1 protein-coding gene is annotated in these 741 nt (G+C 44.7%); it reads right to left on the minus strand.

Annotated features, from left to right (window positions below; all coding sequences use genetic code 11):
- Nucleotides 1–335: 335 nt before the first annotated feature.
- A partial coding sequence (locus KIV40_RS35025; protein WP_285354076.1) for an amidohydrolase family protein occupies nt 336–741 on the minus strand: 406 nt, incomplete at its 5' end.

Raw genomic sequence — 741 nt, forward strand, 5'->3', positions numbered from 1 at the left:
AACTTACGCTTGATGATGGCTATCTTTTCTGCGTTCACTTTCGCGTCAATTAAGCGAGGCGCTCCAATTAACCTGCTGTCCTCCAAGTTCACACTTCAACACGGATTAGGCAGGCTGAGCGATTTGCATAAGTATCCTAAGTTACCAACATAAATCGGTTACGTCGTGGGCATTTAGCACACAGTGAAAATTTAGTTATGTTTGGGTACAAAAAAGACCAGAGGCTTGGGAGCGACTGGTCCAATAAGGCGAGGTGAATAGAATGCTAGGTGAATCTGGACGGATTATTGACAACGATTGTCGTTGCTACCTAGCGGGTGTTACTCGTCTTGAGCCTAACTGACGAGTTTTTTGTATTCTTTGAAGTTAGCGTCATACGCCTTTTCACCGTAGATGTATGTCTCGCTGACGGTTCTGTCATCGCCAAGACTCATCAACACAAACAGTTTCTCTTCAAGGTTTGTCGTTTGCTCCATTCTAAAGCGCATTAACTGAGTTGCGTGCAAATCTAGAACCACGAAATCTGCCTCTTTACCCACTTCTAAGTTACCGATTTTGTCTTCTAAGTGAAGAGATCGCGCACCACCTAACGTGGCTAAGAATAGCGACTTAGCTGGGTGCAATTTCTTATGTTGAAGCTGCATGATTTTATACGCTTCACTCATCGTTTGTAGGATAGAGAAGCTCGTACCTGCACCCACATCGGTACCCATACCCACACGGATTCCATGCTCTTCCATT

Source organism: Vibrio sp. D173a (assembly GCF_030248475.1).